A 26,630-nucleotide genomic window follows, 5' to 3' on the forward strand; every position below is an offset into this window, starting at 1 on the left:
TTACGGCGAAAAACTAGACCGGTCTATATGACCTTCGTCACACAACAGGGTGTCAAAAGCCAAACTACCCCTGAAATCTAGGCAAACTTGGAGTCGCACGCCACATAGGTAACATCTTTCCGCCGTTGAAGCCCCGGAGGTTGGAAATAGCATCAAAAAACACCAGTGACCCAACGAAGGGAAGAGTCATGGGCGATGACGCGCGTCAGCTAGTTCTCGATGAGAGCGGCAACGCTGCTCCTAGCCAGTTGCAGGACAGCAAGATCCGGGGGGCCTCCAATGAGGCGCCCACCACCCACAGTGCCCTGCTTGCCTGGGTCCAGGAAGTGGCCGAGCTGACGCAGCCCGCCGAAGTGTATTGGGTCGACGGCTCCGAGGCGGAGAACAAGGCGCTCACCGATGAACTGGTCGAGGCCGGGACCCTGATCCGCCTGAACCCTGAAACCTTCCCCAACTCCTTCGCGGCGTTTTCCGACCCCAAGGACGTAGCCCGTGTGGAGGAGCAGACCTTCATCTGCTCCGAGAAGGAAGAAGACGCCGGCTTCACCAACAACTGGATGGACCCGGCGCAGATGCGCACCAAGCTGAACGGGCTCTTCGCCGGTTCAATGCGCGGACGCACCATGTACGTGATTCCGTTCGTGATGGGCCACCTCGATGCCGAGGATCCGAAGTTCGGCGTCGAAATCACCGACAGCGCCTACGTTGTGGCGTCCATGCGCATCATGGCGCGCATCGGCACCGACGTGCTGCGGAAGATGGAGGAGCTGGATGCTTTCTTCGTCCCCGCCCTCCACTCCGTCGGCGCACCGCTGGAAGAGGGCCAGGAAGACGTTTCCTGGCCCTGCAACGAGGAGAAGTGGATTGTCCACTTCCCCGAAGACCGCTCCATCTACTCCTACGGCTCCGGCTACGGAGGCAACGCACTGCTTGGCAAGAAGTGCTACGCCCTGCGCATCGCATCGGTCATGGCCCGGGACGAGGGCTGGCTGGCCGAGCACATGCTCATCCTGAAGCTCACCAGCCCGGAAAAGAAGGACTACTACGTCTCGGCTGCGTTCCCCTCGGCCTGCGGCAAGACCAACCTGGCGCTTCTCGATCCCACGGTCGAAGGCTGGAAGGTCGAGACCCTCGGCGACGACATCACCTGGCTGCGCTTCGGCCGCGACGGGGAACTCCGTGCCACCAACCCGGAGGCAGGCCTCTTCGGCGTCGCCCCGGGCACCGGCTGGAGCACCAACCCCAACGCGATGCGTGCCATTGCCAAGGGCAACTCCATCTTCACCAACGTGGCACTGACCGACGACGGCGGTGTCTGGTGGGAAGGCATGACCGACGAGACGCCGGCGCACCTGACGGACTGGCGCGGAAACGACTGGACTCCGGAAGCTGGCACTCCGGCGGCGCACCCGAACTCCCGTTTCTGCACTCCGATCGACCAGATCGACATGCTGGCCGAGGAATACCATTCCCCGAACGGCGTGCCCGTCTCCGCGATCCTCTTCGGCGGCCGCCGCAAGACCACTGTTCCCCTGGTCACCCAGGCACGGGACTGGACCAGCGGCATCTTCATGGGCTCAACGCTTTCCTCGGAAACCACGGCCGCCGCTGCCGGCGCCGTCGGCGTGGTCCGCCGCGATCCGATGGCCATGCTGCCGTTCATCGGTTACGACGCAGGTGACTACCTCAAGCACTGGATCACCCTCAGCGGCACCGCGAACCAGGAGAAGCTGCCGCAGATCTTCCTGGTGAACTGGTTCCGCCGCACGGCCGACGGTGGTTTCGCCTGGCCCGGCTTCGGCGAGAACTCGCGTGTGCTCAAGTGGGTCATCGAGCGCCTCGAAGGAAAGGCCGACGCCGTCGAAACCCCGATCGGCTTTGTGCCCACCGGGAACTCGATCGACCTCAAGGGCCTGGACATGACCCCGGCCGACGTCGAAGCCGCAGTGCGCGTGGACCCGGCCGAGTGGGAGACCGAGCTGGCCGGCATCGACGAATGGTACGCCCGCTTCGGTGATTCCCTGCCCGAAGAGCTCTCGGCCAAGCTGGCCGAACTCAAGGAGCGCTTCGCGGCCGCGAAGTAAAGCCAAAAAAGCAGGGCCCCGCACTCAAAGTGCGGGGCCCTGCTTTTATGGTTCCTGCCAGGTCTAGGACTCAGCCGGCGCTTCGGTGTCCTCCGCCCAGACGAGCGGCTCGCCGGACTCCCAGATGGGGTCGCTGAAGGTCCAGGTCCCGTCCTGTTCGGAGTAGGTCTGGATCGCGGAGATGCACACACCTTCGGAGTGTTCGGCCACTACATGAATGGCGTCGGTGCCCTCGTCCGGGAGGGTGATGTCCGAGAACACGGCAACTGCGCGGTTCTGGTCCTTCTGGTCGCGCAGGACGGTGTAGAGGTCATCGATCATGGCCTCGGCGTCCAGGTCCTCATCGCTCTCCTCGGGGGAGACTGCAACCATCCGCAGCTCGCCGTCGGACTGCACCACCAGGGCGGCGGGGAGGAAGGCGCCCTGCGCCTCCAGCTGTTCCTGCGTGACACCGAGGGCGGTGCCCAGCAGCGAGTTCAGGTCATCCTGTACCTGGGCGGAAGGTTCCCCGCCGGTCAGTTCAACATCAGCCATGAGCTCATTTCCTAACTAGTTCAAGAACACGGTCGCGGACCATTTCCATAGTGGAGAGGTCCTCTGCCTCGGCGTTCAGCCGGAGGAAGGGTTCGGTATTGGACGCGCGGAGGTTGAACCACCACTGTCCGTCATCTGAGGTGAAAGTCAATCCGTCCAGCTCGTCCACGGTGACGCCGGGACGGTCGTACTCGTTCCGGACGCGGTCCACGGCAGCCTGGACGTCGTCGAGCTTGGAATTGATCTCGCCCGAGGAGAAGTACGGCTCGTATTCGCGGGCCAGATCCGAAAGCGGGAGTTCCTGCTCGCCCAGGGCAGCCAGCACATGCATGGCGGCCAGCATGCCGGTATCCGCGTTGTAGAAGTCGCGGAAATAGTAGTGCGCGGAGTGCTCGCCGCCGAAGACAGCTCCTTCGGAGGCCATGAGTGCCTTGATGAAGGAGTGGCCCACCCGGGTGCGGACTGCGCGGCCGCCGGAGGCCTCTACCAGTTCCGGAACGGCGCGGGAGGTGATCAGGTTGTGGATGATCACCGGGACTTCCTCGCCGGCAGCCTTGGCGCGGGCAATTTCGCGCCGGGCCACCAGGGCCGTGATCGCCGAGGGGCTCACCGGGGCGCCGAGTTCGTCAATGACAAAGCAGCGGTCAGCATCGCCGTCGAACGCCAGGCCCAGGTCTGCACCGTGCTCGACCACGGCAGCCTGCAGGTCCCGCAGGTTCTCCGGTTCCAGCGGATTCGCCGGGTGGTTGGGGAAGGAGCCGTCCAGTTCGAAGTAGAGCGGGATGATGTCCAGCGGCAGCCCGGGGAGGATTGAATCGCCCAGCACTGCCGGTGTGGTCAGGCCAGCCATGCCGTTGCCTGCGTCCACCACGACCTTCAGCGGACGGATGCCGCGCAGGTCCACCAGGTCGCGCAGGTACGCGGAGTAATCGCCGAGGACGTCCCGCACGCTGATCTGGCCCGGGTTCTCCACTGAAATGATCACGCCGTCGTTCAGGTAGCGCTCTGCGGCTTCCTGGATTTCCTTCAGGCCGGTCTCGGAAGAGATCGGGATAGCTCCGGCCTTGGCCATCTTGATGCCGTTGTACTGGGCCGGATTATGGCTGGCGGTAAACGTCACGCCCGCCGCGTTCAACGAGCCGCAGGCGTAGTACAGCTCATCGGTGGAGATAAGGTCCAGCAGCAGGACGTAGGCTCCGCGCGCCGTGGCGCCGGAGGCAAAGTCCTTGATGAACTCGGGGGAGGACTGGCGCATGTCCCCGCCAACCAAGACGGTCTCCCCGGCCAGGCCAAGCACGTCGACGAAGGCAGCGCCGACGGCCTTCACGATTTCCGGGGTGATGGTCTCGCCGACAACACCACGGACGTCGTAGGCCTTGAAGGACGCAGAAAGATCGAATGCAGTAGTCACGCCTTGCAGTCTATAGGGGGCGCGCTGCGGGTCGGGGCATGCCGGCCGCCGGGAGGTGTTTTCCACAATCTGTTTCGGCGGGGTCCGATCCTGTCCGTGGCGGCTGGAATAGTGGAGGGTATGGAACCGGTATCCGCCCAGCACCCCACAGCTCCTCCCGCTTCGCGGGAACCCGACGACGCCGCTGCCCTGCGCACGGAGGCAACAGCCCTGCTGCGCGCGCTGGTGGGCAGGGAGGACGCCGAGTTCCACGAGGGACAGTACGAGGCAATTGAGGCCCTGGTCAGGGGAGGAAGGCGTGCACTGGTGGTCCAGCGCACGGGCTGGGGCAAGTCCGCGGTCTACTTCGTGGCCAGCCTGCTGCTGCGCGCCCGGGGAGCCGGGCCCACCCTGATCGTCTCCCCGCTGCTCGCCCTGATGCGGGACCAGGTTGCCGCCGCCGCCCGGGCAGGGGTCCGCGCGGCAGCCATCAACTCGGCCAACCAGCTTGAATGGCAGGACATCTCCGCCCGCCTGGAAGCGGACACCGTGGATGTGCTCCTCGTCTCCCCGGAACGGCTGAACAACCCCGGTTTCCGCGAGAACCACCTGCCCGAACTGGTCCGCCGCTCCGGACTGCTGGTGATCGACGAGGCCCACTGCATCTCCGACTGGGGCCACGACTTCCGGCCGGACTACCGCCGCATCCGGCACCTGATTGAACAGCTCCCGCACTCCGTACCGGTGCTGGCAACCACCGCCACTGCGAACTCCCGGGTGGTGAAGGACGTGGAGGAGCAGCTGGCTGCAGGCGGGGAAGAAGTCTTCACCATCCGCGGCGCCTTGGCCCGGGACTCGCTCCGCCTCGGCGTACTGCGGCTGCCCAGTCCGCGCAGCAGGCTCGCGTGGCTGCTGACCCACCTCGACGAGCTTCCCGGCAGCGGCATCATCTATGCCCTCACGGTCTCTGCCGCGGAGGACACCGCGCGCCTGCTGCAGAAGGCGGGTCATCCCGTCCTCGCCTACACCGGCCGCACCGATCCGGCAGACCGGGAAGCAGCGGAAGCTGCGCTGAAGAACAACGAGGTGAAGGCGCTGGTCGCCACCAGTGCCCTGGGCATGGGGTTCGACAAGCCGGACCTCGGTTTTGTGGTTCACCTGGGTGCCCCGTCGTCTCCCGTTGCCTACTACCAGCAGGTTGGCCGCGCCGGCCGCGGTACGCCGAATGCCGATGTGCTGCTGCTGCCCGGTGCTGAGGACCGGGACATCTGGGAGTACTTCGCCACGTCCTCCATGCCGTCGGAAGGCCCGGCGAATGCGGTGCTGCGCGAGCTTGCGGACGGATCGGTGCTCTCCACCGGTGCCCTCGAAACCCTCGTGAACCTGAAGCGTTCCCCGCTGGAACTGCTGCTAAAGGTGCTCGCCGTGGACGGCGCCGTCGAGCGCGTCACCGGCGGCTGGCGGGGGACAGGGCGCCCGTGGACCTACGACCGGGAACGCTACGAGCGGATCGCCGCAGCCCGGGTAAGGGAACAGCAGGCCATGCTGGATTACGAGAACACAAGCGGCTGCCGGATGGAGTTCCTGTCCCGGCAACTGGATGATCCGGCAGCGGCGCCCTGTGGGCGGTGCGACAACTGTGCCGGGCGGTGGTATTCGGACGAGGTCGCCAGCGAAGCCGCAGACAGTGCCGGGCAGGCCCTGTCCCGGGTGGGCGTGGACATTGATCCGCGCGGCATGTACCCGAGCGGAATGGACCGGCTGGGGGTGCCGGTGAAGGGGAAGATTAAACCGGACGCCGCTGTCTCCACCGGACGTGCGCTCGCCCGCCTGACGGATTTGGGCTGGGGCGGACGGCTGCGGGAAATCTTTGGTCCCGGGGCCGAGGATGCCCCGGTGGACCAGGCGCTGCTGAACGGCTGCGTGCAGGTGCTGGCGCAGTGGGGTTGGGCGCAGCGGCCCGTGGCGATCGTGTCCGTACCCAGCCGGTCCCGTCCGCAGCTGGTGGGGTCCCTCGCCCAGGGGCTCTCGGAGCTTGGCCGCATCCCGTACCTGGGTGCCCTGCAGCTGCCGCACGGCGGACCGTCCGGCGGACCCGGCGGCAACAGCGCGTTCCGGCTCGCTTCGGTCTGGGAACAGTTCGCCGTGCCGGCCGAGGGAGCAGCCTGGTTCGCCGCGAATCCCGGGCCGGTGCTGCTGGTGGATGACTTCGCGGACAGCCGCTGGACCCTCACCGAAGCAGGCCGCACCCTGCGCCTTGCCGGCGTGGAATCCGTGCTCCCGTTCGTGCTGGCACTGAAGGCCTAAGCGAGTGGCGGCCTAAAACACCAGGTCGGGGCCCTGCAGCACGCCAGTGACTGCAGGGCCCCAACCTGTTTCCCGCAGGTTCGTTGATGCGCATGAGGTTTCCGCTGCAGGAAAATGCGCCCGCGGCGCCTGCAGGAACGGGGGCCGTAAACCGTCTGGCGAATTCGAGTGCCAAAGCCGTAGCTGAGGCCGAAAGCGCACAACGCCCCTCCGTTGTTGAGGGCGGCGCGAGGAAAGTTGTGCTGGGCGGAAGAGGTTCAGGATGGCATTATTTTACGAATCTGGAGAGTGACCGGGGGGTCGGGCTACACAAAATATGCTCATAAATGAGTAATGCTATAAAGTTGCACTAGAAAAATCAGCCAGCTGCAGGTGGTCCGACCAAGGCAAAACCGGCAGTGGACGGCCGAGCTGATGAAACCTGCCACAGATATTGCCGACCGGGCACTGATGGGACGATGCTCGGCGCCCAGACCGCAGCGAGTCGACCTCTGACGGAGAGGCGAACGATTCGCACCAGGTACTTCGAGGAACCGGCGGATGGTGGTTTGCAGAGTGGCTGGGCCCGGACTTCGTGAAGCGCCCAGCTCATAAATGAGCTGGCAGAGCGCCGCACCATGGCCTGCAGCGTGTGAGGTTCTATCGTATGAGGTTGGAGTATTTCCCTGCTGCGACGACTTTTTTGGAGCAAACGTAATGGTCAAGAATGGTGATGGTGGTGGTCGCGTGAATAAGAGGGAGTACGTCGTTCGTGTTGCCCGTCGCGCAGGCGTGCCGGTTCGAGTGGCGACGGATGTGTATGAGGCTGCTATCGAAGAAATCCTCGACATTGTCGAGAACGGTGACCGGCTCACGCTTACGGGGTTCGGTAAGTTCTACCCGCAGAAGCACAAGGGGCACCGTGTGCAGCGAATCAACGACGAGGGCAAGCTCGAGGGTACCGAGAATCCCGAGACAGTTGATGACTATGCGGTGTTGAAATTTTCGGCGACTCGAGCGGTCAACCGCAAGATCGGCGCGAACCCCCACCGGGAACCGGAATCTGGAACTGACGATAACGAAGACGCTTCATAGAAGCTGGGAAAGACAGAAGCCCCGAGGGATACACTCTCGGGGCTTCTGCTTTTTGGGGGGAACGACCAGCCGTTGTTGGGGGATTCCTCCGGCTGGTCGAGGTGTTCAGCAGCTGCAGCGCTGAACAGGGTTACCGGGATCGATCGCGCGTTGCAGCACGATCATCGATTCTCCGGTGTCTGGAATGATCCTGAACCACGAGCAGCACTCGGATGCGAGAAGCGCTGTGCAACTCCATCCGGCTACGATTCGTTCGATTTCTAGACCGTCTTCGATGTCACTGACATCGTCGATGAGAACCGTGCCGTCCACGCTGGTGACCGGACCGCAGTCAAGAGAGTCGTCGTCGAGATAGGCGTCGAGGGATATGGCGGAGGCCGAGGGGTACTTATTGAGGACAGCCCTGGCGATATGAAGTGCGTCCTCGCAGTACGTTGAGTGCCCACGAGCGAGCTTTGGGTACTCGGGGGAAACAATCAAGTCACTCTGATTTCCGGACACTGTACTCCCTTTGAGGTGGCCGAGGCCGCGCAGTTCGCGTTTCTGAAAGTGTGAACGCGCTTCCAGTCTTGGTCATGCCCGTGATCGTTAGTTGTGGATTTCCCTCATTGCAGTACAAATTCGGCCTGAATGCAGTAGTTGTCCGTGTCCGGAGCAGTTGTCGTCTCGCCGGTATCCTGAGTTACGAGAGTGACGAGGAGCCCTCAGTGGGCGCCTCTGCGAAGGAGAGTTTTTTGGTTCGGGTGGATAGCCTGCAGGTTACGCTGGCGAAATTGTCTGCCGGCATCAACGTCGAGGTGGTCGGGACCAAAAGAAGCGGCAGGAGCACCTTCTTAGCGAAGCTCGATGCGGATCTTACTGCGGCGGGTTTCAACACCGTCTTCATACGTGGCATCTCGGCCCTTAGCGCACAACCGCTAGCCGCGCTCCAGGTCTCCTCGCTCCCGATAGGTCGGGTACCCCGGACCGGAACAGTGACCCTGGCGGTTGTCGCCGAGCAGCTCGCGGAGCTTGTTGGCGGGAAGTCGGTGATTCTTATCGACGACTGGGATGACCTTGATGACCTGACGCGCGGCGTGGTTCAGGCCGTACGGCACAGGTCTGGTGTGCCAGTGGCAATTTCCAAGCGAATGGACCGTCACGCCGGTGCGGAGCCAGAGATCTCACCCTCCTTCGAGATCGAGTTGGGCCCGGTTCGTTTCGCTGAGCTGGAGGCCGCGCTTGAGGAAAAACTTGGCGGACCTGTGGTGTCGTCGCTGGTCAATGAGGTCTTTGTTCAGTCCGGCGGCCACATCGGCATTGCCATGTCTCTTGTGGACAGCGCGGTGAAAGGGCTGCATAGCAGGGAGGGGAGGCGCGCGTGGAGCGGCACGGGCGACCTCTACAACCCTTCACTTCGGGGTTCATTCGCTGCCTTGCTAGCGGGTCTAACCCCCATCGCCCGAGGCATGCTGGGGTTGTTCTCGCTGGCGGATCGTGTCCCTCTTCGTGTTGCACGTGAGGTTGCGGACTGGGAGGTGATCGAGGAGCTGGAAGCTCGAGGTTTCATCAAGATATTCGGCAGGACAGAGCCAGTCATAGTCGTTCATCCGCCTGTCCTGTCCACCTTTCTGCGGGACGAAATGTCAGAGTCGCGCAGGGTGCGTCTTGGGGAGTGGGTGGCTGCACAAGACGGGTTCGAGGCTGCTTCTTCCGGGACGTTGGAGATCACTCCGATGTGGGACCAGGTCTCAACCTTCGCGAGTGTGGCCGACGGTCACACACGATCCCAAAAGGTTGAGGCCCAACGTATCTGGGAGGCAGACCCTTCGCCGCTCAATGCGGCGAGATACATCGGTATCCTGCTCTGGGACAGCACCGGTGAGCCTGATTATGACGAGGTGATAAGGCGCACGCCGGAGCCCGATAGAGCCTCAATTTCATTGAGCGGAGCCGGTTACCTGATCGCACGGGCGAGCTGGCTGGCCTATCGGGTTGGTGACCTGGATGCAGCGATCGGACTCCTTCGCGAAGTGGCGGGTCAGAAGAACGAGGGCGGTCGCATGGCTCTGGCGAAGATTGTGCAGCTGCAGGCGATGCTCGGGACGATTCCAGACGGCTATGAGCGGCTATTGGTTTCGTCCGAGGGGTCACCCGCGGTGGTTAACGACATGCTTGCGCTGGCCCGCGCAATGGTTTGCGTAGTGCGAGGGAGTACATCCGAGGCCAGGAAAAACCTGGCGGACATCTCAATCGCACCGGCGGGGCTGATACCGCTTCAGATGGAGTTTTTAGAAAAGCTGCTCGACCTTTACGAGGGTCATATCCAGGAGGTGGCGGGGTTTGCGCGGACGAAGTTCCTGCAGGCGGTGGAGGGCCTCGACATACCGATCATGCGGGCCTACGGCTGGCTGGCGTGTATGGCGCTGCTGTATCTCGATGACTGGGACGGTCTGGAAGAGATACTGAGCCCTGCTCTTGGTGTCGGTAATACTGCGCTGCCCGGAGTGTTCCAGCTGGGGATTTTGAATACCGCGGTTCTCGTGGCGCTAGTACGGGATGATGCCTGCTTGGCGCGCCGTTATATCGCCGAGATGGACCAGATGAAGGTGACCGACGGTGGCCTTCTCCATCAACAGCGGGATCTTGGTCGCGCCAGGCTTCTGGTGCATGAAGGGTCGGTCAGTGAGAGCGCACGGTTGCTCCGTTCCGCTGGTGACCGGCTTTGGGCGAGAGGTGCCCGCGTGGCTGCGGTGCAGTGTTATCTCTTCTCTCAGGAGGTGTCGTTTCATCCGGAGCTGCTGGGGCAGGATCGTGAGAGGTTCTCCCAGGTCGATGGTCATCTGTTGGCCGTAGATACGGGGCACTTCACAGCGATGGTGGACAGGGATGTAAACAAGCTGGTTCAACTGGCTGACGAGCTTGAGGCGATGGGGCTCCCTGGATGGACGATGTCGACGCTCGAGAATGTGCTGGACTTCCAACCGGCAGCAGAAGATGACGCTGCGGCTGCGGCGCTCGAGCTCCGTGTCCGAGATTTGAAGCGGCGGGTTCCGGCCGTGTTCCAGCTGCGCTCCCACCGCCGTTTTCTGGGTGTGCGCGTGAGCGACCGTGAGTGGGATTTCATCCGTGAGGTTGTTACGGGTGCGAGTAACAGGGAGATCGCTGACCGGCTGTCTGTTTCGGTGCGAACCGTGGAGAGCTCTGTGGCGCGTATCGCCAAGAAGCTCGAGGTGCGCGGCAGGAGAGGCATTGTTGCCTGGTACGAGGCTCAGCAGGGAGCCGCGGTCTCGCCGGCGAGGCTTCAGGGCACTGCGTCAGCCCGGGCATAACCCTTACCAACATTTGATGCACCGCCGAGGTCTTCGTCCCCGCAGGTGACCGTGGCGATGCCTGCTGAGGCCGCTGCCGTGACGTTCTTGGGTTGACGGTACGCATATACGCCTCCGGCTGGTCATTGGTCCAATTGGCGCCGCAAGTTTACGGTGGGGTTCCCCATTTTTTACTCATAAATCAGCATTTTCTGGCCTGAGGGCGATAGATTTGAGTCATCAAGTTATTTGGGCGCATTTCGTCGTGCACCGATTATGGGAAGGCCATTCGTGAAGCTCACACGGATCCTCACTGGAATAATGGCGGGATTGCTCGCCATGACCATTGCAGCGACAGACGTGGTCACCACAAGTGACCTGGCGGCTGCAAACACAGGGGGATCCCCCTCGATAACCCTCAACGGAACCGTGGTGGAGGGCAGCCCTGGCCTCCTCACCTCCAAGTCGGTCATCATGACGTCCGCGCAGGAAGCGCGGTTGAACTACCGACTCGTACCCAGTTACTCGACGGGTGCCACAAGCAAGGTAACCGTGACTCTGTTCATGCCCTCCCTGGAGCAGGACGGCAGCGGCGGTTGGAAGATCGTGGATCGCGATGCAGCGCCCACGGCTATGGGTCTCCAAGGCCGCGTCAGCGCCGGCGGTGGCTGGGCTACTCCCAATGGCACTGTCTCGCAGGGCGGCAAGATCGTTCTTGAGTACATCGGTGATCTTGAAGCCGGTGTAAACCCTGCGTTTGACCTGTTCCTCAGCACCTACAACGACGGCACTGACGGTCCGTTCGGCGGTGTCCCTGAGGGAACCGCGTTCGACGTGCACGGTTACGTCACCTACGAGCAGTACAACGGCGAAGGCGAGGGTTGGGAGACCCTTGGCCGCGACGACGTTGATTCCCACGTCCAGGTCATCGCTACTGACCTTCAGTGGGAGCCGCAGTTCACCGCGTTTGCGGCGAACGGCGGATCGACCTCTGTGCCGATGTGGGATCGCTTCCAGTACTTCGACTACATCTACAAGCTGCAGAACACCTCTACGAACCCTGCCTCGAACATTGAGGCGTACTCGGTCAACTTCGACATCGACACGACCGACAACATCAACGGCATCATCCCCGCCGATATCAACCGCTGGTCGTACAACCCCGGTGGAGAACCCACCTTCAACGATGACGCTGACTACACCGAAGGCCAGTTCATTGGTGTCCCCGGTAAGGGCGGTGTGCTCATCTACGACATCACCGACATCTACAGCCACACCTGGGACGGCGCGACCGGTCTCGGTGACCCGCTGCCCTACATCTACACCGGTGCCGGCATGATCACCCTCGACCGCCAGAACGGTGAGAACCGCCAGCAGGTCAAGCCGGGCACCGAGCGCATCTACATGGTTTCGCTTCCCATGAGCCGCCAGGGATTCCCCAACATCCCGACCAACTTCTACGTTGACGCGATCACCAACATCGTCCTGGGTGAGAGCAGCAACTGGACCAAGACCAAGACCGCTGTGCGGGAGGTGCTGAACCCCTCCTATGGGTTCGACTTCACCCACAAGCCGGAGAAGGCTGAAGCCGTCTACGGGACGGACACCTACACCGAGCTTGCCGGCTTCAGGAACACCAGCAACGCTCCGGTGTGGAACCCCTCGATCGAGTACACCTCGGCCGAGAACTTTGACGTTAACGAGGTCGTGTACCTCTTTGACGAGGCAGATGCCGAGCGGTTCGAGAACGCTACGCTGCGCTACCAGTACAGCTACGAGAACGACCGGAAAGAACCCGTCAGCATCACTCGCGAGCTCAAGGTCAACGCTGTCGCTGACCCCGAGAACCCGGGCAAGATGAAGGCCGTCTTTGACGTCTCTGAGCTGCAGGGAAAGAACTGGGACAAGAAGTTCCACTTCGAGGACTTCGCCGGTCGCATCAACCCCGGCCAGGGCGTCCCCTTCGCGATTCAGGTGCACGGCACGGCAATGGAGGTCAAGACGATGACCTTCCCGGCGGTGACGACCTACCTTGAGAAGTACGCGAACAACGAGGACTACACGCAGGAAACCACCTACGCGGAGGTTCCCCACACGGTCAAGCGTGACGCTTCGTTCCGCGTCATCCTCCCCACCGAGGTCATCCCGAGCACCAGTGTCACCATCAACGGCAACGGCAGCACCAACAGCACCTACCCGCAGACGGTGGCATGGGACAACGAAGCCACCCTTGGCTTCAACTTCGGCACGAACAACAACGAGGCCGAGACTTCCGAGACCACCATTACGGTGAACACCACCACTCTGGAAGCCATCAAGGACGCCAAGCTCGTCATCAAGCCCGAACTCTTCTCGAGCGCAGAAGACGTGCGTATCAAGATCGTTACCCTGGACGGCACGGAGATCCCGGTCGACCTGGAGGGCAAGGATCTCACGCAGGCGATTGAGGTTGCCCTCCCCGAAGGTTTCGCCAGGATCGTCGTTGAGACGGGTGAGTTCAACACCAACGGTGCACGGAACTTCATTGACGTGGTCGGCAAGGTATCTGCAGGCCTGAAGACCTCGCACACCGTTTCCGTGAAGACGGAGACCTACCAGCCGGAACCGTTCAACAAGACCAACACATCTGCTTCGACAGGTCACATCCGCATCCAGCTTCCTGCTGACCTGAACCCGAGCACGTCGATCGTCGGTATCTACGGTGACCGCCGCACGAACGACCCCACGTACATTCCGTACGAGGTTCCCGTGAGCGCTGAGTACCGTCTCAGCACCGGCGGCGTGAACGCACCTGAGTTCACCTACACGATCACCGAGGCAGAACCCTCGAAGATGCCCGCTGAGCCTACGGACTCCAGCGGCATCCTGATCGACAACAAGCTCAAGCTGAGCGAGGAGTTCCTGGCAGCCGGCACCAGCATCGTCATCACGTTCGTGGACGATGAGGGCAACGAGCAGAAGTTCACCACTCCTGCGGTGGACTACAAGGACATCACCCTCGACAACATCGCGAAGATCGTGATCTCGGGTAAGAACCTGAACATCGGCGCGGCTATCCCCGTTGTGACGATCGACTACGACTCCGAGCTGGACATGGGTGCGAGCCAGCGGCTGCTGGCCAAGTTCGAGGGCACCCCGCAGGACCCGTACGTGGCGAGCAAGACGGTTTCCGCGACGCACCGCATCGAGGTTGCAGAGACCCGCACCACGGTTGAGATCGAAGGCGTGAACCAGGTCACCCAGTCCGCAGGCGCAGGCAGCACCTACGACCAGTGGGTCGACCGCCAGCGCTCGTGTGGCTACTACAACTGCACGATGACCGACTACACGCTGGATCAGGGTTACAAGACCCTGGGTGGCTTCGCTGCCTCGATGTACCGTCCCGGCGGTCTCACCAACAACAATGACCAGACGACGGTCATTGACGTGAACCTGCCTCACGAGCAGTTCGACACCTACTACGTCAAGATCCGCGAAGACCTGAAGCCCTACATCCAGGACGTGCAGATCTTCCGCATGGTGGATGGCGAAGAGCAGCTGTGGAAGACCGTTCCCGCTTCGGACTGGGTGGAGAACACCACTGAGGGAGCCAAGTACTGGCGCATCAACACTGCCGACCCGAAGAATGACGGCGCCGCACTGTTCGAAACCAAGGCTTCGACTGAAGAGGCGAACCACCCTTACTACAAGGATCCGTTCGCGGACAATGTGGTTCCTGACCAGCCGGTCAGCCGTGTCTCTGTGTCGCTGAAGTTCGAGCGCAAGGACCTGGCTTCCGTCCCGGAGCTCTCGGGTACCACCAGCCGCGTGATCGAGTACATGGGCCGCTTCTTCGAGACCTCGGAAGAGGGCAAGAAGGCAACCACCGCCAAGGTGGAAGACACTTTCGGCAAGAAGTACCCGATCAAGCGCGGCCACATCCCAACCCCGGTGTACTCGCTGGTGCACTACCCGTTCGCACAGGCCGAGACCGGTGCGCAGGATGCAGTTTCGCTGCAGCGCAAGGTGGTCACGATGGGCACCGAGGGCAACTACCTCGCAAGCGTATGGAACGTGGCGAACCAGTACTACGGCGGCTGGCACTGGCCGCACGGCGCAGACATCAACGTCCCGGTCCACACTGAATCGGACGAGTGGATGATGAGCTACTACAACCAGGGTCTGGCCACGTTCCACGACAAGCTGGCGTACAAGTTCACCTACCCGGCGACCCCTGACAAGGACGCTGACTTCAACCTGGATCCGACGCACATCACGTTCGAGAACACCAGCACCCTGAAGTACCTCACCGGACTAATGATCAACACCGCGGGTGACACCAAGGTGAACATCGAGCTGGACGAGGCGGAGCGTGCTGAGTTCATCGCACACGGTTCGTTCGTGGTGAAATACAACAGCGAAAAACCTGTTGGCTTCCACAAGGTCAGCGCCGGCCTCTACGAGGTCTCACTCGGCGAGGGCGTGTACCCGACCCACTTCGAAGCAACCTTCGAGGAGATCGACGGCTTCGGTGACAACACCACTGAACTGCAGGGTGTCCAGAAGGACACGTTGGGCGCGAACCTGAATGAGATCGACGTGCGCGTCGGCGGCATCGTCAACGGCAACAAGGACCTGACCGGTAAGACCGAGCTGTTCCGTGAGCCAAACGACAGTGAGCGCAAGCTCGTGAGCACCAGTACCGGTGTTCTCGCCGGTTACACGCCGAAGCTCGGCGCAGCCATGGACCTCGAGTTCGACAAGCTCTCGCTGTATGACTACGGCACCGACGGCATCACCCCTAACACCTCGACCCTGTACGCAGGTATGACGAATAACTCGGAAGCTGACATCACGGCGTTCACCATGGACGTGAACTTGGACAGCGCCTACCGTGCACAGGAGATCCGCATCCCCGCGGCCATCTTCAAGGGCGGCGACTGGGAGGCCAAGAAGGTCACTGTCAGCCAGCCCGGCGGCGACGTTGTTCTCGATCTCGCCGTGTTCAAGCTCGACGGCACCGATTACGTCCTCGACGTGGACGCACTGTTCGACGCTGGCATCCTGGCGGCGACCACGCTCAACGTGGGCGCCGGCGGGGAGTCCAAGCTCGACGTTCGACGCATCACCAAGGTGAGTGTTGACTTCGCGGCCGCCAAGCCCGGTGTCCGTATGTGGGGCTCGCTCGCCCAGGATCTTGAGGCTGAGAAGGTTCTGCCCAAACGCATGATCGACGGCGACTACATCACCATTACCGGTGACTGGGTTGACGAGGCGATCGACGGCTGGACGGGTGAGCGCAAGGATTGGGACTCCAAGCCCGCAGGTCGCGGCGACGGCGAACGTGTCACCGCCGGGACGCACCGCACCGGTTCGTTCTCGGTTCACGGTACGGGTTTCGTTACCCCGCAGGGCCTGTGGGCGAATGCTGCCAACAGCGGCAACGCCGGTAACCACCCTGACCTCAGCAAGGGTTCGATCAGCAACGCCCCCACGGTCCACCACCGCACGGTGGACATGCAGTTCCGCGGCGCACAGCTGAACGAGGACCTCACCCTGGCAAAGGGTGGTTTCCCCTACGACGCTGACACCAAGGAGCAGGTCGCAACTACGGACATGGTTGTACAGGACACCGCCAAGGTGCTCTACGAGATCCGCAACTCGGCTGCAGCCGATGCTGAGAACCGCAATGCGATGTTCGATCCCTCGGCGCACTTCACCGCGCCCCAGGGCATGAAGATCACCGGTATCGAGGTTGTCACCAAGGACTCGGCACAGGGTCTGCATGACGCGATTGCCGCACTGGGCCGCACCAGCTACGACCTCAAGGACAGCAACTTCACCTTCCTGGACACCAACGACCAGGAGAAATCCCGTTCAGTTCAGTTCAACCTGACTCTGCCCAAGCAAGAGTCGGTGTGGGTGTTCGTTGAGTACGAGGCGATCAACGACTACAGCGATGACCTCGCGGCAACACAGAACAAGTCGGTCACCATCCGCGCCTACGCCACCCCTGGCATGCAGCACCACCTGGAGAACTTCAACCACTCCGCTGTCTCCGGCAACGGTGTGAGCGAGTCCTCCGGAAGCGAGGCTGACTACAACCAGGACGGTTTTGGCGAGCACAGCGTTGGTCTGGCTGCGACGTACACGTACGCGAACCCGACCGCCATCGACATCGAAACGAACTTCAGCGCGGAGAGCCTTTCGGGGACTCCGATGACGATCACCGTCGACAAGATGAGCAACCAGATCCGTCACCACAACACCCACATGGTTGTTGACGTTACCTTCGATACCCGTGCCCGCGGGTTCGAGCTCACTGAACTGCCGAAGCCGGCCCACGCGGATGGCTTCCCCGCACCCAAGCTGACGGTTCTCGTCGGCGGCGAGTACGTGGAGTTCGATGCTGACAAGCACGAGCTGAAGGACATCAACAGCATCCGCATTGATTACGGCATCGTGCCCGGTTACGTCGGCGACGACAAGGACCGTAAGGACTTCACCGTTCCGTCGTTCGAGATCGTCGGCACCGGTTGGTGGCAGAACTCCGGCGGGGGGTCCACCAAGAGCTCGACCATCACTTCGAGTGCGGAGATCGGCCTGACGCACCACGACGGCGCTACTGACGGAAACCCCGCAGTGGCACTGTACGAGGCTGCTGAGACTGACTCAGCCGTCATCTGGAAGGGTCTGCCCCAGGTTGAGTTCAACCTGCAGTCGTTCGACACGAAGCCGGAAGCCGGCGCACCGTACGACAACACCAAGGCGGGTAAGGTCAACTACCTCGCCGGTGATGATGTGTTCCTGAAGCTGACCGCGCGTAACGAGAACACCCCCGCCTCGACCAACACCGGTCTCGGCAAGGCTCCCGTTATTGACCCGGTCATCTACGACAAGGTGCCCGAGTACATCATCAACTCGCTCGACAAGTTCGTCACTGATGGTGAGCTCGATGTGGCTGCAGCTGTGGCTGCCGGCAAGCTCGTGATCAAGCATTACGACATCGACGGCAACGAGATCGCTGACTACGATCTCCCGAGCGTCACTGTGAAGTCGATCTCGGGTAAGGACGTGGGCGGAAACCAGAAGTTCACCGACATTCCGCTTGCGGGTGGTGTCCAGGTGGACCGCTCCGGCAAGATCTCGGCAACCGAGCCCACCAACCAGGGCGCAAACCCCGCCGCTGACGTGAAGTTCCAGCTGTTCACCTACGAGTTCGCCCGCGATCTCGGCCGCGGTGAGCGCATCGAGGTCATGTACGACGCGAAGATCCGCGAGGAGAAGCTGCCGTTCGCGACCTACGAAGACGGACGTCCGGTGTTCGCACCGTTCCTCGGCTGGTACGGCAACGAAGACCCCATCTCACGGAACGCCCACACGTACGACATGGACATGGCTGCCCTGCTGCACGACGCCGGCTTCAGCGGTACGCGCAGCTTCGAGCAGACTCCTGCTGAGTTCCTGGCACAGTCCAGCTCGTGGGTCTCGGGCGACTCTCGGGAGCGCCGTGTTCAGGACGGCCGGTCGGACACCCATGACACCTACTACGATGCATCGGCGGACAGCCAGGTCGCTGACCGGGTGTACCTGCGGGAGGAGTCTGGGAACAAGCTGTACGAGGGTATTGGCAGCGGTGAGCAGAGTGACATCTCTGCGTACCTGCAGCCGGCCCGTGTGAATGATGGTGCCGTCACGCATGACGAGCGCATCCTGTGGTCACACGACAACCTGCAGCTGAAGCGTGCATGGCTCTACGGCGCCAGCGAACTGCTTCCCAGGGTGCAGCGCACGACGGCATCGGGTGTCTCAGACGCGAACTTCATCGAGCACGACGGGGATCTTCGGGCGCCGGTGAGCGTGACGGAGTACACCGCTGACAACTACAGCTACGCAGTTGAGCTGGACGAGATCGTCACCGCACGTCTGCACGCAGCGAACCTGGGTGACCGCGCGGTCGAAAGCGGCATCGAGTACACCGAGATCCTGCCGGTCGGGTTCAATCCGTTCGATGACGATGGCAACCTCATCGGGATCACCGCATTCGACGGCTTCGGCAACACGATTGCCCATACCTATGATGTCCTGCAGACGCCCGAGGACGACAAGGGCTACCGTGCTCCGCGCCAGAACCAGGAAGCCGGCACCTTCAAGAACCTCGACGCAGATGGCACCACCATCGAGAACGAGGTGCCCTACGTGCTCCGCATCAAGGTTGCAGGTGTGCTGAACGGCATGTTCAACGCCGCAGCCACGACCGAAAAGGCGAAGTACCAGTACGTCGATGTGAAGGTTCGTGTCGACGAGCAGGCCCTCGTCGTCAACGGCTCGCAGCGCTACTGGTTCGACCAGCTGACCGTGAGCACCATCGCGGCCGAAGAGTACCTCGCGCTCTACACCAAGGAGTACGGTGCCCTGCACAAGGACCCGAACTCCTACAACCCGAACACCTGGCCGAACGACGGCATCAAGCCCGGCATCGACCTGGCGGACCTCAGCTGGTATCACTGGGGTACCAGCGGGTATACGAGTTACTCTTCGTTCGAGCCTCACGGCATGTACATCCGCGGCCTGAATGCACAGGCGACCGCCACTGCGACCGACAAGAAGCCGGCGCTGGTGACGGGTGACCAGATGGTCATGCGCAAGCCGGCGCTGCGCGTGTGGAACGACATCTCGAAGGACAGCTACCTCACGGGATACCACTCGACGGTGCAGGACTTCACGACTGAGCTCCACGAGAAGCTGACCATCCACGCAACCGTGGAGAACCAGCAGATTGAGACTCAAAAGGACTACCACGGCACTTCGGGCAACCGCCTCGACGAGCTGACTCATCAACCCCAGACCAAGGGCGGTGCCCGTGGTTCGTGGTTTGAGCCGACCGTGACCGTGTCGATGCCGTTCGGTATCGTCCCGATCCTCGAGGACGGCACCATTGCTCGCTACACGGGCAAGGTGGAGAACCAGCAGGATGTGGCGTTCACCGCTCACATCAGCGACGTGGCTTACAACAGCACGACGCCTGTGGTCGATGTGGCCGAGCACCTGAACCTGCGTGTCGAGCGCGTCAAGAGCGAGCAGGGCGAACGCTTCGTGCTGCACTTCACCGCGAAGGATACGCCCGAGGCCCAGCAGATCCTGCACAGCATCAAGTACGGCCAGTCCCTGACCGTGTCACCCCGCGCCACGGTGATCGACATGCCTCCTTACGGCACGGACGAGTCCTTGTCCGACGAGACGAAGTTCCAGGAGATTATGATCTTCGCCAACTCGGAGGCCGACGTCTTCGAGCCGATCGTCTCGGGGATGTACAAGACCGGTTCGTACGTGCAGAACCCGAGCGCTGACGCCCGCCGCCTGGACAGCATCGGCACCAACGGCGTGAACCACATCACCGAATCGCTGATCTCGGAGACGAAGACCTACAAGCGGGACACCGAGGTGCCCCTGCATGTCAGTGGTTCGTGGAAGGTTGCAGGCTCGACCCTGCTCCCCGAGACGGTTCAGGAGTCGGCAACCAACTACGGCGCCTACGGTGGAACGCGTATCGTGATGCGTTTCCCGTCCGTGGTGAACGAGACCAAGATCGGCCCCTACGCCGACGCGGCATCGAACGAGGTCACCCTGCTGGGTGCCGCGGCGAAGTTCTGGGTATCGACCGAGGCGTACAACAAGCCGGACAGTGCAGGCAGCGACTACAGCCGGATGCTGAGCACCGGCACCGTGCACAACTCGCGCTTCATCTTCACTTCCTATGTGTCATCGTTCGCGGAGAAGACCGGGGATGTGCGTATCAAGGTCGGTAACACGATCATGGACCGCAAGGCGTTCGAAGCTGCCGGCTACACCGTGAAGGCAGTGACCGAGGACGAGCGCATCAAGGGTTGGTCTGCGCGCCAGGTGGTTCGCTGGATCGTGACGCCGCCGGCGCCCGACGCCGAAACCGCAGCGGGGCGCCTCGAGTCGGATCAGCGCTTCACGCTGCTGCAGGAGTACAAGCTGGTTGACGGCTTCCGTGAGGACGAGGCCGAAGGCGGTAAGTGGGCGGCCGAGGACTTCAAGGTCGACACCTACATCTCGCTCATCTCGGACGATCTGACCCTTCTGCCCGAGGGCGCAAGTAAGGACGACTTCGTCGTGCAGCCGCTTGAGCCCATCCGTTACGCGAAGCTCGTGACCGAAACTTTAGCCACCGGGGACATGGACGGTAACGGCAAGGTGGGTAGCTTCCTGGCCCAGAACGATGCTTCCTTCGAGATTGCAAAGCCCAAGGGTGAGGTGCGCGTCAACACCACGCGTCCGCGTATGGAATACACCAACGGCTCCATCGGCGACCCGTACTTCAACGCGTCGGACACGATCGAGTACCTGGTGACCCACGCCAAGAACACCGGCTCGGGCCTGCGGGAGATGGCCATCGACAGCAACCTGCCGACGCCGGAATCCAATGATCCGAACCACCCTGCAACGAAGTACAAGATCGACGCTGCAGTGCTGTCTGTGTCCAGCGGTAAGTGGGAGATCCCCGCTGATGTCGTTGCCCACATCCAGGGCAACGGTAAGACCGTTGACCAGGTGTTCGAGTCCGAGGTCTTCGTCTCACACGTTGACCCTGCAACCGGCTACGCAACCGATGAGTGGGTCTCGCTCGGCAAGCAGAGCATCTACGAGAACAAGACCATCGCAGTGGACCCGGATCTCGTTCGCGACCTCCGTCAGGTTCGTGTAGTAGTTCGATCGATCGACGATGACTACCTCGTGCCCACGGGTACCCGCCTGGCTGTTGATGCCGACGCGGGCAAGGCCGGCAACCAGGACGTGACGGAGACTGACCCCGAGAACAAGGGTGTCACCATCTTCGGTGCCGGCGTCACCGACGCTGCGATCAAGATCAACATGCGTGCATCCTCGGATGAGAAGCAGACGATGTTCATCTACGACACCGTTGAGCTGTGGGGTAACTACGTCGCAGACGCAATGGCGAAACTGGATGATGACCAGAACCGCTCCTACCTCACGCCCGCTCGTCCGGTAGTGAACGTCTTCCACGACGCTCTCTACTACCGCTACGACGGAGCCAAGCCGGAAGATCAGCGCTGGGGATGGTCGGACAACATGGCCATCAACCCGTCGTCGTCTTCCCACCTGAAGTTCCGCGGTGAGGTCGTGAACGCTGACGACACCATGTGGAACGAGGAAGAGTCGATCACCTACTCCGAGGACATGCTCATCGACCCCAAGGTAACGTTTGAGCTGCCTGGCGTGATGACCGTTCGCAGTGAAGACGATTGGGTCTACGTGCCCGCCGACGAGGTGGACGAAACGAGCCCGCTGAATGACGCTCACCGCTCCAAGGGCCCGCTGCAGAAGAACGCCACGGCAAACCGTGAGTCTGATGCATTCAAGTGGACCTGGAAGATCGTGGCCGCAGACGGCACCGTCAAGCAATCCGAATCGAACCTTACTCACACGCGTATCCATGCCGGTGAGTGGGACGGCATGGACCGCAACGTGGTGACCATCTGGTTCGAGGGCCAGTTGCTGCCCGGTGACAAGATCGTGATCGACTTCATCGGCCTCATCGACACCTATACCCCGGGCGCGACGAGCGAGGACACCAAGTCTCGCGTCTACACGACCAACAACACCGGCCTCGTGCAGCCGCTCAACTCGGATTGGAACGGTTCGAACACGCTCGGTTACGAGACTGACCGCAACGACCTCGATGACAACAACCTGCGGAACGACCGCCTGGTCTTCACCGACCGAAACCTCTTCGAGTACGAGGTGTACGACAACTTCGGCAAGCGGAAGGTCGCCTACTCTGACCTGAACCTCGCCGGAACCGCACACCCGCGGATCACGCCTGTTCGTGAGGGCGGGGACTTCAATTACACCCTGACGATCGACAACACGAAGGAGAAGGGCGAAACCCCGTACCCGTTCCCGATCATCTATGACGTGCTGCCCTACGACGGCGACCACGCTGTGATGAACGAGAGTGTGGCGCGCAACTCGCACGGCTCGTCGATCCTGAACCTGGACAGCTTCAAGCTGACCGCAGAAGGTGGTCTGAACAAGACCTACGGTGCACGTGATTACACGATGTACGTGGGGCCGTTCACCAGGCAGGGCGGCAAGGTCGTTGAGGCTGAGCTGCTGCCGGCAAGTGTGGTCAGCACCCAGGAGTTCTACGACTCGATGGGTGTGGGCGGAGCTGCCTCGGCCGAGCGCGACAAGCACTTTGTCTCGCTGGCTGACTTCAAGGCTGCTGTTGCTGCAGACCCGTCGCTGCTGGGTAAGGCCCAGTCGCTGCTGATGCTGTTCAACAACGCAGGCGAGACTCTGCCCGGTCAGAGCAAGCTCACCCTGTCGTACGGCATGAGCACGCCGCTCAACGCACCCGCGTTCCTGGAGGCCTGGGACGCCGACGCCAAGCCTGATGACGTGGCTCAGTGGAACTCGTTCGCTGCGACGCAGCTCAAGGAGAACTTCAAGCCGCAGGAATCGAACAATGCCGGCACCTTCGTGACCGAGAAGGCGGACAAGGTCTCGATCGGTAACTACGTCTGGCACGACGCCAACTTCGACGCCGAGCAGAACGAGGGCGAGATCATCACCGATGTGAACGGCCGCGAACTGCTGAAGCCCGCCAAGGACATCGACTTCGACGGCGACATCGACGATGCTGGCATCAACCAGGTCAAGGTCACCCTGCTGAGCCCGAACGGCTACAACGTGGACTACCTCGGTAACCCGATCAAGAAGGTCGGCAACCAGTGGCTCGTCATTGACGATGCAACCGGTGAGGTCTTCGTTGACGAGATCGGCCAGAAGATGGAATCTGACGGCCCGGTGGTGACCACCACCCGTACCGACATCAACGGCTGGAACGGTTACTACGTGTTCTCCAACATCACCCCCGGTAAGTACCGCGTGATGTTCGAAATACCGAAGGCGTACGACGGCTACTCGGTGACCACGCAGAAGATGATCTCCGGTGCGGACGTGACCACGTTCCTCCCGGGTGAGGCTGCAGACGTGCAGGTTGCGCACGACGTGTCTGCACTCGTTGCAGTGACCGACGTACGTACGGTCACACAGGAGACTGCGGACGACACCCGTATGGGCTTCGACCTCGGTGTTGGCCACTTGTTCGACTTCGGTGGAACTGTGTGGAACGACAAGAACCGTGACGGCGTGATGCAGTCCGGCGAGGATCGCCTGCCGAACTTCAAGGTCACCCTGAAGAACGCCAAGGGCGAGACGGTGCTCGACGAAAACGGCGACGAGATGACTACTGTCTCGGACGCCAAGGGCCGGTACACCTTCCCCGTCCTCGCACGCCCCGGCCAGTTCTACGTCGAGGTTGTTCACCCCGATGGCACCTACGACAAGAAACTGCCCGTCACGCCCATCACGCACGCGGAGAACCCGTTCACCCGTGTTGATGACAACGACGTGACCCTGCGTGAGGTTGGGAACGGCCTGATCGTTCGCACGAACCTGTTCGCCTTCGATCTGGAGAACCTCTACGAGACCAAGTTCGCTGACCGCCAGGCAGTGAACGCCGGGTTTTACGACTACCGCAACACCGGTGTGATCGGAAACCTCGTGTGGGACGACAAGAACCGCAACGGTATCCAGGAACCTGGCGAGCCCGGTCTCGACGGCCAGGAGCTGAAGCTCGAGCAGTACGAGCTCGTTGACGGCAAGTGGGTGAAGAATGACGGCTTCGTCATGACCACCACCTCGCAGGCTGACGGCCTCTACTACTTCAACGAGGTTCCGGCCTTCGCGGGTGACGCTGAGACGGGTACGGCGTACGCCTACCAGGTGATCGTGGACGGCCTGCCGGCCGGATACACTTTCGCTCCGTCGCGTGAGGGGGATGACCGCGAGGTTGACTCCGACTTCTTCCTCAACGGCGCCATGAACGAGAAAGGCGGTCTGGACAACCTGATCACAATGGCTGTTCAGGACGGTCAGTTCCTGCGTGCGGTGGACAACGTGACCATCGACCTCGGTGTGATGGAGCACGCAACCGGTGTTATCGCCGGCGAAGTGTTCATCGACACGAAGGCAGATGGACAGAAGGTTGGCGACGGCCTGGCAGCAGAGCGCTTCACCGCGACTCTGCAGGTCAGCACCAACGGCGCCGACTGGACCGACGTTGCAGCCCAGACCGGTGTGAACAAGTACCGCTTCGAGGGTCTGCCGATCTACAACGACGCAGCTGGTGCTGCTAACCAGTACCGCGTGGTTGTGACCGAGATCCCGCTGTGGCTCGCGATCACCAAACACAACCAGGGAGCTGACGAAACCGACAGCGACTTCGTTGAGACCGGCCGTAATGGCACCTTCACCGCGGTATCGGATGTCTACACGCTGGCCAGGCCCGTCGAAGGTCAGATCCTGCCCGTGGACACCCGTGAAGCACTGACGCACGATGATGTGGACCTGGGTCTCGTTGAGCCCGGGGTCGTCATCGGCGGCAAAATGTGGGACGACGCGAATGCCAATGGCCTGCGCGAGGAAGGCGAGAAGGTTCTCGCCGGCCACACCGTGGTCCTGTGGGAGCTCGTGGATGGCGCATGGGTCAAGGCCGGTGACTCGAAGGACGTCACCGACATGACCGACGAGAACGGCGACTACCGCTTCGTGGTTGAGCCGATGCACTTCGACGAGAGCAGCCCTGAGTTCATGCAGGCACGTGAGTACCGTGTGACCATTGAACGCCTGGGCAACCAGCTGTGGTCGCCGGTGAACGTGGGCGGGGACAAACTCATCGACAGCGACGTGATCACGGAAGCTGCCGAGTTCGGCGGTGCACACACCGGCGTCAGCCACGTCTTCTCGATCATCGAGCACGTGAACGGTGTCGCTGACCCGCTCACGCAGCGCGACGATGTCCAGATGGATGCAGGTCTGACGATCTACGCTGACCGGGCAGTCATCGGCGGCAGCATCTGGGTCGACAAGAACGAGGACGGCATCCAGCAGGACAGCGAGGGCACTCTCGGTGGTCGCGAGGTCACGCTGCTTGAGAAGATCGACGGTGAGTGGATCGTGGTGGCAGACCTCAACGGCAACTACACGATCAAGACCGAGGCCGACGGCAGCTACGAGTTCGTAGTCGAACCCACCCACTGGGGTGAGGACCACGACGGCTACCTGAAGCCGCGCGAGTACCGCACTGAGACCCACACGCCCGTCAGCCACCGTCTGAGCCTGGGTGACGCAGTCACCGCATCGGACAGGGGTAACGGCTGGATCGAGTCGAAGGTCGCCGAACTGGTTGAGGTTGATGAAGAGACTGGTCTGATAGTCCTGGCTGAGGAGCACGAGGATCGTGAGCTGGACTACCCGTTCGCGGTAATCCCGCTGGCGTTTACCGGAGGTAAGGGCTTCGCCCTGCTCCTCCTGGGCGCACTGGGCGCCGGTGGCCTCGGCATCCTGCTCCTGGCTGCAGCCCGTCGCCGCATGAAGGAAGAAGAAGAGATGCAGGAGGAGCGAGTATGAAGACTGCGCACGAAGAACCCACACCGGTAGCCGCCGCTGGGGCCAAGGGTGAAACCACCCGGGCCCGGCGGGGCCGCCGGGCCCGCCGATCTCATGCTTCCTCCCGCGTCTGGGTCCGCGGGGCTCTCATCGGGATGCTGGCCCTGGTCGTTGGTGGGGCGGTCTGGGCAGGGCTCGGCGCCGGGGACGGCACTCGCACCTACGAGATCGCGGGCGAGGACTACATCTCGAACGTGGAGATCAAGGAGGAAGCCGGAGGGGTCTACATGTATCTGCCGGTGAACACCGACATCGAAGAGGTCGAGGTGGTTACCGCCGACCCCGAGACCACACAGCAGCTGCGGGAGCAGCTGCAAAGCCTCGACACTTTCGTTCCAGGTGAGCACATCCTGAGACTCCCGGAGAGGTCCATCCACGTGATTATCGACGGTATCGAGCGGTAGCTTG

9 protein-coding genes are annotated in these 26,630 nt (G+C 62.0%); 6 read left to right on the plus strand and 3 right to left on the minus strand.

Translation table 11 applies throughout. The features are described from left to right. The first annotated feature begins 188 nt into the window (after window positions 1-188). Window positions 189-2,084 carry a phosphoenolpyruvate carboxykinase (GTP) gene (locus ABFX29_RS12975; RefSeq protein WP_152228924.1) on the plus strand — a complete coding sequence of 632 codons (1,896 nt, stop codon included), beginning with the start codon at window positions 189-191 and terminating at the stop codon, window positions 2,082-2,084. A gap of 63 nt (window positions 2,085-2,147) precedes the next feature. Here ABFX29_RS12975 and ABFX29_RS12980 read toward each other — a convergent pair whose 3' ends face one another. Together ABFX29_RS12980 and ABFX29_RS12985 are read right to left on the minus strand one after the other, a co-directional pair. Then, window positions 2,148-2,618: a hypothetical protein gene (locus ABFX29_RS12980; protein WP_152228923.1), complete on the minus strand. Its 471-nt coding sequence runs from the start codon at window positions 2,616-2,618 to the stop codon at window positions 2,148-2,150. 4 nt (window positions 2,619-2,622) lie between these two features. After that, a complete protein-coding gene (locus ABFX29_RS12985; RefSeq protein WP_152228922.1) occupies window positions 2,623-4,029 on the minus strand; it encodes a phosphomannomutase/phosphoglucomutase in 1,407 nt (468 codons plus the stop codon). Between the two features lie 120 nt (window positions 4,030-4,149). Between ABFX29_RS12985 and ABFX29_RS12990 the strand changes: the two genes are divergently transcribed. Together ABFX29_RS12990 and ABFX29_RS12995 are read left to right on the plus strand one after the other, a co-directional pair. Continuing rightward, on the plus strand, window positions 4,150-6,315 hold the full coding sequence (locus ABFX29_RS12990; protein ID WP_152228921.1) for a RecQ family ATP-dependent DNA helicase: 2,166 nt from the start codon (window positions 4,150-4,152) through the stop codon (window positions 6,313-6,315). Window positions 6,316-7,011: 696 nt separating this feature from the next. After that, window positions 7,012-7,389: an HU family DNA-binding protein gene (locus tag ABFX29_RS12995; RefSeq protein WP_170287789.1), complete on the plus strand. Its 378-nt coding sequence runs from the start codon at window positions 7,012-7,014 to the stop codon at window positions 7,387-7,389. Between the two features lie 105 nt (window positions 7,390-7,494). On the opposite strand, the gene ABFX29_RS13000 is transcribed toward ABFX29_RS12995, so the two are convergent. Further along, complete coding sequence (locus tag ABFX29_RS13000) at window positions 7,495-7,869, minus strand: hypothetical protein (RefSeq protein WP_152228919.1); 375 nt, start codon at window positions 7,867-7,869, stop codon at window positions 7,495-7,497. A 227-nt stretch (window positions 7,870-8,096) separates the two neighbouring features. On the opposite strand from ABFX29_RS13000, the gene ABFX29_RS13005 reads away from it, so the two are divergent. The 3 genes from ABFX29_RS13005 (at window position 8,097) to ABFX29_RS13015 (ending at window position 26,626) form a co-directional block, all read left to right on the plus strand. Beyond that, a complete protein-coding gene (locus ABFX29_RS13005; RefSeq protein WP_170287788.1) occupies window positions 8,097-10,700 on the plus strand; it encodes a helix-turn-helix transcriptional regulator in 2,604 nt (867 codons plus the stop codon). 270 nt (window positions 10,701-10,970) lie between these two features. Beyond that, a complete protein-coding gene (locus ABFX29_RS13010; protein ID WP_152228917.1) occupies window positions 10,971-26,183 on the plus strand; it encodes an SdrD B-like domain-containing protein in 15,213 nt (5,070 codons plus the stop codon). Beyond that, the gene (locus tag ABFX29_RS13015; protein WP_152228916.1) at window positions 26,180-26,626 is read left to right on the plus strand and encodes a hypothetical protein; all 447 of its coding nucleotides are present in this window, start codon (window positions 26,180-26,182) and stop codon (window positions 26,624-26,626) included. The genes ABFX29_RS13010 and ABFX29_RS13015 overlap by 4 nt, the downstream gene beginning before the upstream one ends. Window positions 26,627-26,630 lie beyond the last annotated feature (4 nt).

The organism is Arthrobacter gandavensis (assembly GCF_039528575.1).
Taxonomy (GTDB): Bacteria; Actinomycetota; Actinomycetes; order Actinomycetales; family Micrococcaceae; genus Arthrobacter_B; species Arthrobacter_B citreus_B.

What these genes read in the sequence shown, in the direction of transcription:
- ABFX29_RS12995 (WP_170287789.1), top strand. Translation starts at nt 7,012, where the DNA reads ATGGTCAAGAATGGTGATGGTGGTGGTCGCGTGAATAAGAGGGAGTAC.
- ABFX29_RS12980 (WP_152228923.1), bottom strand. Translation starts at nt 2,618, where the DNA reads ATGGCTGATGTTGAACTGACCGGCGGGGAACCTTCCGCCCAGGTACAG.
- ABFX29_RS12975 (WP_152228924.1), top strand. Translation starts at nt 189, where the DNA reads ATGGGCGATGACGCGCGTCAGCTAGTTCTCGATGAGAGCGGCAACGCT.
- ABFX29_RS13015 (WP_152228916.1), top strand. Translation starts at nt 26,180, where the DNA reads ATGAAGACTGCGCACGAAGAACCCACACCGGTAGCCGCCGCTGGGGCC.
- ABFX29_RS12990 (WP_152228921.1), top strand. Translation starts at nt 4,150, where the DNA reads ATGGAACCGGTATCCGCCCAGCACCCCACAGCTCCTCCCGCTTCGCGG.